The 13,236-nt window shown below is 42.3% G+C and carries 14 protein-coding genes; 2 read left to right on the top strand and 12 right to left on the bottom strand.

What is annotated here, in order from left to right:
- The 8 genes from G613_RS0117505 to G613_RS0117470 all read right to left on the bottom strand — a co-directional run.
- On the bottom strand, nucleotides 1-267 hold a 267-nt coding region (locus G613_RS0117505), incomplete at its 3' end, for a helix-turn-helix domain-containing protein (RefSeq protein WP_029233798.1).
- Nucleotides 268-351: 84 nt separating this feature from the next.
- Entirely contained in the window at nucleotides 352-1,092 is a 741-nt protein-coding gene (locus G613_RS0117500; protein ID WP_022770374.1) for a DUF4198 domain-containing protein, read from the bottom strand.
- Nucleotides 1,093-1,112: 20 nt separating this feature from the next.
- A complete protein-coding gene (locus G613_RS0117495; RefSeq protein WP_022770373.1) occupies nucleotides 1,113-1,874 on the bottom strand; it encodes a class I SAM-dependent methyltransferase in 762 nt (253 codons plus the stop codon).
- Between the two features lie 38 nt (nucleotides 1,875-1,912).
- Nucleotides 1,913-2,653, bottom strand: coding sequence for an ABC transporter ATP-binding protein (locus G613_RS0117490; RefSeq protein WP_013282131.1), 741 nt, complete (start codon nucleotides 2,651-2,653; stop codon nucleotides 1,913-1,915).
- Nucleotide 2,654: 1 nt separating this feature from the next.
- Nucleotides 2,655-3,377, bottom strand: coding sequence for an ATP-binding cassette domain-containing protein (locus tag G613_RS0117485; RefSeq protein WP_029233796.1), 723 nt, complete (start codon nucleotides 3,375-3,377; stop codon nucleotides 2,655-2,657).
- A gap of 3 nt (nucleotides 3,378-3,380) precedes the next feature.
- Nucleotides 3,381-4,199 (bottom strand): ABC transporter permease, encoded by an 819-nt coding sequence (locus G613_RS0117480; RefSeq protein ID WP_022762017.1) that lies wholly within the window; start codon nucleotides 4,197-4,199, stop codon nucleotides 3,381-3,383.
- A complete protein-coding gene (locus tag G613_RS0117475; RefSeq protein WP_022762016.1) occupies nucleotides 4,199-5,122 on the bottom strand; it encodes an ABC transporter permease in 924 nt (307 codons plus the stop codon). The genes G613_RS0117480 and G613_RS0117475 overlap by 1 nt, the downstream gene beginning before the upstream one ends.
- Nucleotides 5,115-6,725, bottom strand: coding sequence for an ABC transporter substrate-binding protein (locus tag G613_RS0117470; RefSeq protein WP_024865506.1), 1,611 nt, complete (start codon nucleotides 6,723-6,725; stop codon nucleotides 5,115-5,117). The genes G613_RS0117475 and G613_RS0117470 overlap by 8 nt, the downstream gene beginning before the upstream one ends.
- 180 nt (nucleotides 6,726-6,905) lie before the next feature.
- Here G613_RS0117470 and G613_RS0117465 point away from each other — a divergent pair, with 180 nt between their 5' ends.
- The gene (locus tag G613_RS0117465) at nucleotides 6,906-8,093 is read left to right on the top strand and encodes a cation:proton antiporter (RefSeq protein WP_029233795.1); all 1,188 of its coding nucleotides are present in this window, start codon (nucleotides 6,906-6,908) and stop codon (nucleotides 8,091-8,093) included.
- A gap of 166 nt (nucleotides 8,094-8,259) precedes the next feature.
- Here G613_RS0117465 and tnpA read toward each other — a convergent pair whose 3' ends face one another.
- The 3 genes from tnpA to G613_RS0117445 form a co-directional block, all read right to left on the bottom strand.
- Nucleotides 8,260-8,730 (bottom strand): IS200/IS605 family transposase, encoded by a 471-nt coding sequence (gene tnpA / locus G613_RS0117460; protein ID WP_027209341.1) that lies wholly within the window; start codon nucleotides 8,728-8,730, stop codon nucleotides 8,260-8,262.
- A 267-nt stretch (nucleotides 8,731-8,997) separates the two neighbouring features.
- The gene (locus G613_RS0117455) at nucleotides 8,998-9,771 is read right to left on the bottom strand and encodes a class I SAM-dependent methyltransferase (protein ID WP_029233794.1); all 774 of its coding nucleotides are present in this window, start codon (nucleotides 9,769-9,771) and stop codon (nucleotides 8,998-9,000) included.
- 480 nt (nucleotides 9,772-10,251) lie between these two features.
- Nucleotides 10,252-10,512, bottom strand: coding sequence for a type II toxin-antitoxin system HicB family antitoxin (locus G613_RS0117445; protein WP_242826168.1), 261 nt, complete (start codon nucleotides 10,510-10,512; stop codon nucleotides 10,252-10,254).
- Nucleotides 10,513-10,649: 137 nt separating this feature from the next.
- Between G613_RS0117445 and G613_RS18945 the strand changes: the two genes are divergently transcribed.
- On the top strand, nucleotides 10,650-11,666 hold the full coding sequence (locus G613_RS18945) for a tyrosine-type recombinase/integrase (protein ID WP_029233792.1): 1,017 nt from the start codon (nucleotides 10,650-10,652) through the stop codon (nucleotides 11,664-11,666).
- A gap of 126 nt (nucleotides 11,667-11,792) precedes the next feature.
- On the opposite strand, the gene G613_RS0117435 is transcribed toward G613_RS18945, so the two are convergent.
- On the bottom strand, nucleotides 11,793-13,202 hold the full coding sequence (locus G613_RS0117435) for an IS1182 family transposase (protein WP_442852311.1): 1,410 nt from the start codon (nucleotides 13,200-13,202) through the stop codon (nucleotides 11,793-11,795).
- Nucleotides 13,203-13,236 lie beyond the last annotated feature (34 nt).

The following is a 13,236-nucleotide window of genomic DNA, read 5'->3' as shown; positions in this document are numbered from 1 at the left end:
ATACTTAGCAGTGCACTCCTCTACAGACAAGATTCCACTTAACACTGCTTCTACGCAAGATACTTTAAATGTACTACTGTAGCTGTTATTACCGCCGCTTTCAGAAAAAGCTTCAATTCCGCGAAAACGATATGCAGCAACCCATCTCACAAGGGTGGCATACCCTATCCCATTCGCTTTGGCAATAGAATCATATGAGCCTTCACCATTAAGATATTCATTTACTCTTTCGAGCATCCACTCGACAGAATGTTTCTTTTTGGCCATAAAAAATCCCCCTAAAGGAGACTTTGGTTATTTCCATTGTCTACTTTAGGGGAATCATATCATTAAACGCATCCTGTTTTTGTATTACCTTTTAACGTATGTGAATGTTGAAGCTATCTCTTTGCTGTCATAGATTCCGGGAATTCCTTCCGCCAGCGGAGTTCTTGTAACGGCCATATACACACCCTTTTTCTCCACTGAGAAGAATATCCTGCCTTCCTCATCTGTGTTCAGGATTCTCTCAAAATACTCTTTTCCATCATAGAACACAACAACTACCGTGGATCCCTTAAGCGGGAATTTGTCGTGAATAAGCTTTAAATGAAGCACATCGGTGTCTGCTTCCCAGGGATCGGGAACGAAGCTTACTCTGGACTCATGGATAAATTCGGGAGTCCCCTTCTTATCTCCAACAGTTATGTTTGTCACATATATCTGAGGATAGTTCTTGGCATCAAGAATATCAGGATATGTCCTTCTGTCGCCCTCATAATACACGTCTTTTTCATCTCTTACATAATTGTTGTCATAGATACACATAAGGGTATAAATGCCCTCAGAAACTGGCGTAAAGCGAAGCTCATAATAGTCTCCCTGCTCATCGCCCGGACCCTTAACCGGTGTTATTGCTATTCTGTTTCCTTTTTCATCTGTGGCGAAGGCTCTTATCTCATCAAGACGAAAGAATCCGTCCGGCCTCATGTGATGTCCCCACCTCATTATTCCGCAGACTTCTTCCCCCGGCTCATATACACTCTTGTCAGTGATTATCCAGGCTTCGTGGCCATATACCATCATATCTGTAGTATCAATTCCTCTTCTCATCTCAAACTCCATTCATATTATTAGACTATTGCTTTCTGAGCCTTTACCAGAAACATCCTGTCAGGCATATAAAACTGGTCTTTCTCGCTATAGAGTCTATCTCCCGCCCCAAGATCAGTAACTATATTTTCATAACCGATCTTTTCAAGACAAGCCTTGTCCCACTCCGGTCTGTCCAAAGTGCTGATAGATAACATGTGGTAAATATCGTGGCACTCCTCTACCATGGCGTCGGTCACATTTTTGTGAGCAAGGTTCTGCATCTGATCATAGTGATGAAATCCCTTTGCATACTCCGCATCATACACAAGCAGCATTCCTCCCGGCTTTAACACTCTGTGCCACTCCATGTAGGCTTCCACCGGATGCGGAAGTGTCCATACAAGATTTCTATTTATCACCAGGTCAAAAGAGCTATCGGCAAAATCCAGTTTTTCTGCGTCCATAACCATAAGGCGCGCCTTTGCTCCATGGCGCGAAAGCAGCTCTTTTCCCTTATCTATCATCTCAGGCGTAAGATCCACACCGGTCACGTCAAAATCAAAATCCGACAACACCATTTCGAAAAAGCCGGCTCCGCATCCAACGTCCAGAACAGACAACTTATCATCAGCTGAAAAGTGCCTCAAAAACTCCGCCTGCCACAGCTGTTTTTTCCTGCTGTGTATCTCCTCGTGTTTGTGCTCACTAAAGCTTTCAGCTCTCTTTGACCAATAGGTCACTACTTTATCTTTGATATCTTCAGCTTCCTCCTCAAAAGGAATCTGCATAAGTTTAGTCATATTACTACGTATACCCCAATTATCTTTCTAATAATAAGCTACTCGATCAGATTATCAAGCAGTTCTTTCGTGTACTCATGTTGTGGATTTCCAAGAACTTTACCGGTCTCTCCCTCTTCCACACACTCGCCGTTTTTCATTACCATTATCCTGTCGCACAGCATGCTCACCAGAGCAATGTCATGGGAGACAAATATGATCGATACCCCTTCTTTTTCCCTCAGCTGCTGCAAAAGAGCTACTACCTGGGCCTGAGTTGTAACATCCAGCGCACTTGTTGCCTCGTCGCACAAAAGAATCCCGGCATCAGAACACAGCGCCCTTGCAATTGACATTCGCTGGCACTGTCCTCCGGACATGCTTCCTGCCTTTTTCTCCAAAAGACTCTCATCAAGCCCAACGGCCTCAAGGATTCGTGACAGTTTTTCATGGCCACAGCCCTTTGCAGCTTCCACAACGGCTTTTTTCATCTTCATTCTTGGGTCAAAAGACATCTGGGCATCCTGAAATATCATCTGCAGAAAAGTTCCGGCAAAGGCCGGAGACTTACCTGTATACTCTGTTCCCTTATAATAAAGATTTCCACTATCAGGCTTTTCCAGGCAGCTGACATGACGAAGAAGGGTGCTCTTTCCACTTCCGCTCTCGCCGACGATTCCAAGAATCTCTCCATTTTTCAAGAAGAAACTCACATCCTTTAAAGCCTGCAATTTTTTGCCTTTATCAACGTAACTTTTATTTAGATTTTTTCCTTCTAAAATTATATCTGAATCCGGCATATCAGCTCACCTTCAGTCTTGGTACGGCCTTCAAGAGATTCTTTGTGTAATCGTTTTGCGGATTCTCCAGGATCTCTTTTGCAGGGCCATACTCAAGCATCCTGCCATTTTTCATGATTCCAATGTAATCAGCCATTTTAGATGCAATACCCAAATGGTGGGTAACCATCAGAATAGTAGTGCCCTTTAGTTTGTTGATCTCAAGAAGCTGCTCCACAACCATCCCTGCAGTTTTAACATCCAGGGCGCTTGTAACTTCATCGCACAATAAAATCCCCGGTTCCAGGAGCATTGTTGTGGCAATGGCCATACGCTGGTTCATGCCTCCTGAAAGCTCATAAGGCCTTGATGCAAGCGCTCTTTTAGCATCATTAAGTCCCAGGATCCGGAGCGTCTTCTCAACTTCATCTATTTTAAAATCAATGTTATTGCTCTTTAGCGCCTCCATGATCTGTGCCTTGTAAGTCCTTATGGGATTAAAAGATCCCCCGGGATTCTGAGGCACAACGCCAAGCAAAATGTCTTTTGGGGTCTCTATACTTCCGCATGTTTTAGTCACGCCCCCAAAGCCATGAATAGCCTTAAGAAGCGTAGATTTACCGCTTCCGCTCTCACCGACGATACAGACTCTTTTACCTGCTTCCACCTCAAAAGAGATATCATTTATAACATTCTCATCACCGTAACCGGCAGAGAGATTGCTTATCCTAAGTATTGTATCCATGCATTAGTCCTCATCTCTGTATTCCATGACGCAGTCCCCAAGATAGTTAAATACTATGATGGTGACTATGGTGGCAATTGCCGGATACAGCACAGCCCAAGGTGCAATCTGTATATACGCCCTGGATTCATTGATCATTGATCCCCACTCAGCAGTGGGTGGCACAACTCCAAGCCCCAAAAAGGACAGGCCCGAGATACCTATCATTGTGGTTCCTATCTGCGTAAGGGCATTTGTAAGAAGTGGTGCTATTATATTGGGAAGTATGTGGGCCATCATTATAGCCGGCCCACTCTTTCCCGCCAGTTTTGCAGCCTGCACGTAGGGGCAATTCTTTATGGCAAAAGTATGACTCCGTGCAAGTCTGGCAAACCCGGTCCACATAGTTATTCCCAGCGCAATCATGGCGCTTGAAAGTCCTCCTCCAAGAATGCCCGCAACCGCGATGGCTACTACCATCTGAGGAAATGCCAGCATAATATCGGCAATCCTCATCATAATTTCATCCAATATTCCGCCATAATATCCGCTAAGTACTCCGATAAAGCTTCCAAGGATGAAAGAAATCGCAACCAATATAAATGTAGCTGCTATAGTTGTCCTTGCTCCATATAAAACTCTTGAAAACACGCATCTTCCCAGGTTGTCTGTTCCAAACAGAAATTCCCCGGACGGAGCTGACCTTATGGCTGATGCGCTTGTAGCATATGGGTCGTTTGGTGCAATAACGCTTGCGAAAAGAGCTATAAGCACCAAAAGAAGTGCAACACCTGCAGATACAATTACTTTTATTCTGTTAATCTTTTTCCGTTTATGGTTCATTAAAAAGACCTCGGATCCAAAAGCCTGTAGGTAATATCAACTATCAGATTTATAACAACATAGATTGTTCCCATAATAAGCACAAAGCCCATGATCACAGGGTAGTCCCTGGCTGTTATGGAATCCATCACAAGTTTGCCGATACCCGGCCATCTGAAAATATTCTCAATAACAACGCTGCCTCCCATCAGGGTTCCGATCTGAAGACCGATTATCGTAAGTATGTGTCCAAGACTGTTTCTAAGGACGTTGTTGATTAGAATAAATCTGCCCTTTACCTTTCTGGACTTCATCCCCACAACATACTCTTCCCCAAGCTGATCCAAGAGCTCGCTCCTTATCTGTCTTGTAAACCTTCCCGCCATGGGTATTGCCAGAGAAAGTGCAGGCAGCATAAGTCCTTTGATGCTTCCATCTGCAATTACAGGAAAGACCTTGATATGTATGCAAAACAGATACATCAAAAGTACTGATATCAGGAAATTCGGAAGAGAATTACCTATAAATGAAAAGAGCCTGACGATATGGTCTACCAATTTTCCCTTTTTGACCGCTGACCATATTCCCAGTGGAAAAGAGATTATAAGCGCCAAAAGCAGACTGGTTAAAGCCAGCCCACATGTGTTCTTAAGCCCTTTTATCAGTTTTGGCGCAACGGGAAGATCATCCTTAAAGGAAACACCAAAATCTCCTCTAAGAACATTCGAAAGCCACTCCGCGTACCTAACGATAAAGGGGCGGAGGAGGCCAAGCCTCTCCCGCTCCGCTTGCAGTATTTCTTTTGTGACCACCACACCCTGGGAGGTGAGTCTCTTTTCCGCAGGATCACCGGGAGCCAGATACATTATGCCAAACACAAGAAAGCTCAGCACTAAAAGTATCATGACAAGTCCCAGAATCCTTTTAAGTATTTGTTTAGCCATTAATGTCAGTCTCTGCGTCTACTCCATAGAAATCGAAAGGAACATACTCAGCAAATCCGCTTACGCCCTTACGAAGAACTGTAGTGTTATTGAAAAGTCCAACATATCCAAATGCATTGTCATCTATAGCAATCTGAACGATCTTGTTGGCAAGCTCTGCTCTCTTTGCAGTATCTGTCTCAATTCTGAGCTGCTCAATCATGCTCTGGCATTCAGCACTCTCAAATCCACCTACATTGTAGTAAGCTCCGTCTGCAAGAGTTGAGTCGATGAAGTAAAGAGGATCACCTGACTTATCAGCGATCATGCAGTAAAGAGCAAGATCAAAGTCAGCGTTTGCAATGTAAGTAGCATCCGGATCTTCCTCAACTCTAAGTGTTGAATCAATACCAACAGCCTTAAGCTGCTCCTGGATCAGGATTGCAAGAGTATCAAGAGATCTTGCTGCATAGTATGCAATGCTGATGCTGAGCTTATTACCATCCTTCTCGTAGATGCCGTCAGCCCCAAGTGTATAACCATCGGCCTCCAAAAGCTCTTTTGCCTTGGCAGTATCTACTGCAGGAACATTTACCTTACCATAAGCAGCTGATGTTGAGAATGGTCCAACTGCTGCAGATACTGTACCTGAAAGGTACTCTGCAATCTTGTCCTTATCAACAGTGAGATTGATTGCTTCTCTCACAGAATCATCAAGTGTATTCTCATTGAGAATGTAGAACTGGAGACGTGCACCGGGAATTGAAACTACATCGTACAGATCAGGGCTCTGGTTATAGACCTCAAGAGCTGCTGATGAAACGCTGTTGTAGCAGTCGATCTCGCCGCTCTGCATAGCAAGGAGCTTGGGATCATCCTCCTGCATGTAGTAGAATACAGCGCCGTCAAGCTTAACATTTCCGCCCCAGTAGTTTTCGTTCTTTGCTACTGTAACATCTCCCTCAGGGATAAACTCTGTAACAACAAACGGGCCTGTGCATACAGGTGCGTTGTCAAAATCTGTTGTTGCATCAAGATCGATCATTCCGCACTCAGGGCTTGCAAGGTCGTTCTTAAGAGTAGGGTAAACTTCCTTAGTATCGATAACGATTGTCTTGTCATCTGTAGCAGTCATTTCAAAATCGCCGAGATAAGCAAATCTGCTGTTCTCTGCAGCAAGACGCTGAAGGTTTCTGATTACCATATCAGCTGTCAGAGGGTTTCCGTTCGAGAACTGAACTCCATCATTAAGTGTAACAGTCCATGTGCTGCCATCTGCAACTGCGTCCTTAGCAAGGCATGGAACAGCACTCATGGTCTCGTCGAGCTTAAACAGTGCCTCTGAAACTCCATAAATTGATGTGTACCATCCGTAGTACTCCTTATGTACATCAAGACTTGGATAAGCAAAAGATGCTGCAGTGTGAAGAATCTTTTCACCTGTAGCTGTAGACTGACTTGCGTCAGCTGTCTGATCATCAGATGTTGTTGCCTGTGTATCAGCAGATGCCTCAGATTCTGTTGTCTGAGTTTCTGTTGTCTGAGTTCCTGCACCGGAACCACAGGCTGCCATTGATAATGTCATGGTTGCAGCAAGCAGTGCTGCTAAAAATTTTTTCTTCATAATATAGTATCCTCCATTGTGTCTGAATCACCTCACACAATGGAAAGGATAGCATTGTAAAATCCGCCCCACAAGCCCCCTGGGGGGTTATTACTACGTTGGTTATAGTTTTTTAACTTGATTTTGAGACGAAAAAGCATCATACTCATTTCTTAGCGTTATTAACTAGGAGGTATATATATGGATACAATTCAGATACTCAGAGATCTTTTTATCATAATCGTCATGGCAAAGTTATTCGGACTGATAGCCAGAAGACTTCATGCGCCACAGGTTGCCGGTGAGATCATCGCAGGTCTTCTCATAGGTCCATCACTGCTTAATCTTGTTAATCCCAGTGATTTCCTGTCGGGCATGGCCGAAATCGGTGTGATTCTTCTGATGTTCAGCGCCGGACTGGAAACAGATATCGACAAACTCAAAAAATCCGGCCTGAAGGCAACAATCCTTGCATGCACAGGTGTTGGAGTTCCGCTTGTTCTTGGAACGCTCCTGTACATGGCCTTCTATGGCTTTGCAGCTCCCGGATCAACCGAGTTCATAAAAGCACTCTTTATAGGAACTATTCTTACAGCTACTTCCGTGAGCATAACAGTTCAGGTTCTAAAGGAACTTGGAAAGATTTCCACAGAAGTGGGAACAACAATTATGAGCGCCGCAATCATCGATGACGTAATAGGAATCGTGGTTCTTACAGCTGTTCTTGGTCTGAAAGATCCAAATGCCAATCTTGCAGCTGTTTGCTTAAAGACCGTAGCCTTCTTTGCGCTTTCGGTTGTTGTGGGAATTATCATCTTTAAGATAATGTCAAAAGCAGAAGCGAAATGGCCTCATACCAGAAGAATCCCGATCATGGGTCTGGCACTTGCCTTTGCAATGTCTTATGTTGCCGATAAGTACTTTGGAGTAGCTGATATCACCGGTGCCTATGTTGCAGGTATTATTCTCAGCTCTCTGGACAACTCCGAGTATATAGACAGAAAGATGGACATAAATTCATATATGTTATTCGGCCCCGTATTCTTTGCAAGTGTAGGCCTTCAGACAAACCTAAGGTCTGTCGACATGACAATCCTTGCATTCTCGGCAGCATTTGTTGTCGTTGGACTCCTCGGAAAGGTTGTAGGCTGTGGCATCGTTGCAAAGCTCCTTAAGTACAACACCTCTGACTCGTTAAAGATTGGTGTGGGTATGATGACCAGAGGCGAAGTTGCACTTATCGTAGCTCAAAGAGGTTTAAAAGCTGATATCGTTGACAGCAGATACTTTACCGCAGTAATCCTGTTGATAATATTAAGCTCAATTCTGACACCTATAATATTGAAGGCTATATATGCCTCAGATGACAAAGCTAATTCTCCTGCCTGAGTTAATCGACTGTAGAACTGATATTGTACTAAAATCAGAACCACCGGCTTAGCCGGTGGTTTGTTCTGGCCCTATAAGGGCCTGTTGCCGGCACTGAGTCTAAAGACTCGCCGAATGGTTCGCCAGCCGCAACATCATTTTCCTACAGAGCCCCCTGGGCTCATTTTTATTTGTTTTGCTTTACCGGCTCACCCGTGAACGGGTCAATATACTCTTTTAGTGTCATTTGGTCGTACTCTAAATCCTCTTTTAACTGATTCTTTATGTACTCCTCGATTTTCTTTGCATTCTTACCTACAGTATCTACGTAATAGCCTCTGCACCAGAAATGTCTATTGCCGTACTTATACTTGAGATTTGCATGCCTCTCAAATATCATAAGCGTACTTTTTCCTTTCAAGTATCCTACGAAACTTGAAACACTCATACTCGGTGGGATTCTTACCAGCATATGTATGTGATCTGGGCATACTTCTGCCTCTATTATCTCTACACCTTTCCTCTTGCATAATGTACTGAGAATATTTGCAATGTCCTGCTTGATCTGACCATACGCAACCTTTCTCCTGAACTTAGGTGCAAATACTATGTGATACTTACACTCCCATCTAGTGTGTGATAAACTATTCATGTCCATTTTGGACTACCTCCTGTGCTTTACTTTGGTTGGCGAACCGTAGTAATTCTAGCACGGGAGGTTTTTTACTGTAAGCTGAAGCAGCTGTTGTCCCCCTGCATAGCAGGGGGTTTTATTAAAGATGCTACACAATTAAATACTCCTATATCGTAGTTTTATGCTCCGATATAGGAGTATTTTTGTCAAGCACACATATCATAACTTCAAATATAACTGTGCATACTATTTAAAAAGCGGCAAGTCTATGTAACTTACCGCCCATAATCATCAACTTATCTTCTTGGCAACGATGAGATATCTGTGGATTGTACCTTCTACAAATCCATTCTTATCAATCTCTTCCTGCATTTCAAGAAGCTTGTCAAAGCATTTATCTACAGAAAATCCTGGGAACTCCCATTCTATGATGTGAGCAAACCAGACAAAAGCACCAACATCATAAAAGCGAATTGGTCTGAATGCTTCCTCTGCTCTGACAACCTGTAGTCCTGCAACCTCGAACTTTTTCTTCTGAATAGATAGTTCAAGCTCTGGGAATGGCTTTGGCACATCAGGCAGGACCATCTTTACAAGGTCTCTGTCATTCTCACCGCCCACCTGCTCAGTAATGAATAATCCGTTTGGTCTCAGCAGTCTGGCTGTTTCTAAAGGATCAAAGTCGCCATGTCTATTTATAATCATATCAAAAGAGCTATCTGCAAAAGGAACCTTTGAAGCATCATCACAAAACTTGAAATCAATTCCAAGCGGCAGCAATTCTTTCTTGCATAGCTCAACATTTGGTGCGTAACCTTCTGTAGCCGCAGTGTTGCTATAAGGATGTCCAAGAGATAAAAGGAACTCTCCACCGCCTGTATCAAAATCCAACAGTTTCATACTGTCTATGCGATTCTCGTCAATTATCTGCTTATAGTCCCAAGGAAGATCTTCCTCCTCTTCATATCTGCCATGAATATGAGAAAAATCCCAACCATGTATATGAGCTATCTTCTCCTCTGCTTCCCAATCTTTTCTTAATTCTGTTATTCTTTCTGTATTCATATCTGCTCCTTTTCAAATAATTGTTTATAGTCTTATTTGTTCGGTGCAGTATGTGACAGCAAAACATTTCCATTAACCTCGGTACAACCTGCTGTCAGCACTAAAACTGCACCGAGTAGTTATCTCGTATTCTCATGATTACCTCCCATATGACCTCTGTTTATCCAGATTGTCACAACAATGAATATTATACTAAGCTAAAAAAAGTGCAATTACTTGTTTTCTGAAAATCTTTAGTCGTTTATGCTGAAATCTAATCAGCGAAATGAATCACTTCTACAGATTATAATGTCCTAATTTTCTCCACAACTTTTTTAAACTCATCATATCTAATTTGCTCAGAAAAGGTTTCATACCCTTATATTTTAATAGTTGAAACAAATAAAGAAAAGCCTTGTCATCAAGGCTTTCCATTATAAAATCCATCTTTAGTTATCAGTTCTCGAATCGGTGAATTAACAAAAATATTGCGTCTTTGGGCTAACCTTCTAGGATGTCCAGTTCATCATCAATAGCTCTGGATACAAACTGGTTTATTGTGATTCCTTCATTGGCAGCATATAATGCAATTTTCTTGTGCTGTTCGGGTTTAATACGGACATTGAAGGGGCCTTTAAACTCACGCTCAGGCTCTTTACCAATCTTTTTGCAGTAATCCAGGTAATTATCTATACAGTCATGCATTGACTGGGTAAGCTCTTTTACCGATTCTCCATGAAAGTTCAGAGAATCATTGATCAAAATAACTGTCTGAATTTTTTTTCTTTGATTCTTATTGGTGCCCCCAAATTTATTTCGTACAACTATAGTTAGGCGAAGTTTAATGTTATAATAAAACAAAAACATACTACTTTTCTTAATCAAGAAGGATCTTCAACATGCAGATAAGCTACAAAACTATTGAATACAGAGACAAAATAAGTGATCAATACGATAAAAAAATACATGAACTATTAGCAGAACTTCCGCAGTATTGCAGCGACTACGAGCTATACGCCAGGAAAAAGAATTCTATAAAGACACGCATGGAATATCTGACCGATATCAGCAATTTCTTCAGATATCTTGTCAGCGAAAATCCGCGAATTAAGGCGCCCCAAAACATAACTGCTGATATTCTTGAAAAACTCAACAGTTCCGATTGGGATAAGTATCTTGACTGGCTCTCAAACTACAAATTTGATAAAAAAGACAAAAGCGAGAAATATAAGACTAATACAAATGCCTCTAAGAAAAGAAAAATGATGGCAATCAGATCTTTATACCATTTTCTTTACGTCATGGATTATATAGCATGCAATCCAACAGAAAAAGCAGTTCTTCCCACAGTAGAAAACAAAAAAAGCAGTGATATTGCCATCTTAGAGGATAAACGACGCAAGCTCTTTTTGGCTGAAATTGATAAAAAGTATGTTGACGCCAAAGAATATCTTGAGACAACCCCAAAAGACACGCAGACTAAAAAGGATAAACTCAGGCCCTATCTGGCGCTTCGAGATAAAGCTATTGTTTACCTGATTCTTGGTACCGGACTTCGTGTATCTGAACTATGTGCCATAAACTGTAGCGATATCTCCTATCAGCGACGTTATATCAACGTTTTCAAGAAAGGTTCAGGAAATTCAAGAGAAGCAACGGATAAAGTATATCTTTCTGATGAAGTCATGGGAATCCTTCTGGATTATATCAATATAGCTAGGGACCAGATTGGAGCCAATGAAGAGAACTATGATGCCCTCTTCCTTAGCTCGCTCCATCGCAGAATGACTCCAAGAGCCATCGAACTCATGGTAAAAGAATACGCTGATAAGGCGCTCGGAACAGACAACAAGGTACATCCTAATGCCCTGAGGGCAACCTTCGAGACCAGATGCACAATTACAGATGAATCATAAAAAAAGGATGTCGCTAAGACATCCTTCCAGACCGAAGACAAAGTGGCTTTGAGAACGCTGTTCTCAAAGCCATTTTTTAACATTATAGACTGCTTTTTATAATAAGCGTGTTAGAAAGAGCCTTTATCAGGCCATTTCTAACCGCCATTCATGCTTGATCTTTGCCAGTTTTTTCAGATTCATACACGCAAAGGTAAGCGCCGCTTTCATCTCCATCCGCGCCTTACCATACATCTGAGTATATCTGAATCCGTGATTCTCCTTGGCTGTTCCAAAAATCCTCTCGATTGTTTCTTTTCTGTGGGAATACAGATCCTTCATTCCCTCGGTGTATCTTATATCCTCGCATTCTTCCATGTAGTCTTCCCATATATGTCTGGTTACCAGCTTTACATGGTTCTTGCTAAGTGTGCACTGTTCAAGGTATGGACAGCTTTCACATGTTGCTCCACAGCTCTTGTATTCCCTATATCCATCACGATTAGTTGTCGCATACTTCAATACCTGATTGTTAGGACATATATAGCAGTCGTTGTATTCATCGTAAGCATAATCACTTTTCTTAAAGAAGCCTTTCTTAGTCATTGGTCTCTTGTAGGGAAGAAGCGGTTTGATGCCATCATCAAGTAACATCTTTGCTATAGCGGGTGTCTTATATCCTGCGTCAGCAACAATTGTCTCAACACCGATATCCTTTATCTTGTCGTAAAGACCTTTAAAAGTACGACTGTCATGCTCATTTCCTGGATTTACTGTGAAATCAAGTATCCATCCGTTCTTATCGCAAGCTGTTTCAATACCATAAGCAAAAACATTCTTGTGCTCACCTTTTCTGAACCATCCGCTTTCCGGATCAGTAGTGCTGCATCTTACCTTCTTTGTATCTTTAGGAGTGTCATCGGTGTAATCACTGAAGTCATCGTGCCCACCAGCACCTTTATCGTTATCATCATCTTTATCTTTCAGTGGTTTCTTGCCGTGTTCAGCCCTGTCTTCATTTATCTCTTTTCGGAGCATTTCCTCATAGAAAAGAGCTTCCTGCTTGGCAAGCTTGTGCTGCATCTTTCTGTTGTTGGCTCTTGCCTTAACATGGGTGGCATCAACAAACACAGCGGTAGGATCAACAAGTTTAAAGCGATAACAGTCTTCAAGTATGCGTTGAAAGATCTGTTCAAACAGATCGGTATCCTTAAAACGTCTGGTGTAGTTCTTTCCAAATGTTGTGAAATGTGGGACTGGTTCATTGAGTTCAAGACCAAGGAACCATCTGTATGCAACGTTTACCTCGATTTCCTTGATGGTCTGGCGCATACTTTTTATTCCGTATAAGTATTGAATGAATGGAATTTTAATAAGAGTGACAGGATCCATGCTTGGCCTGCCCATGTCAGGAGAATACTTATCTTCAACAAGGTCATAGATGAATGACCAGTCAATTGCCTTATCAATAAGCCTGAGCATATGGTCCTGCGGAACAAGGTCATCCATGCTCACAAACTGCATCTGTTCACGTTTTCTTTCTGTATTCGAAGTCATCATAAGTGCGATCCCCATCCCCAACTTTGATACT

Origin of the sequence: Butyrivibrio sp. VCB2006, assembly GCF_000420945.1 — a bacterium.
Lineage (GTDB): Bacteria > Bacillota > Clostridia > Lachnospirales > Lachnospiraceae > Butyrivibrio.
Note: the sequence above shows the minus strand (reverse complement) of the source record. Positions and strands in the feature narration are given on the sequence as shown.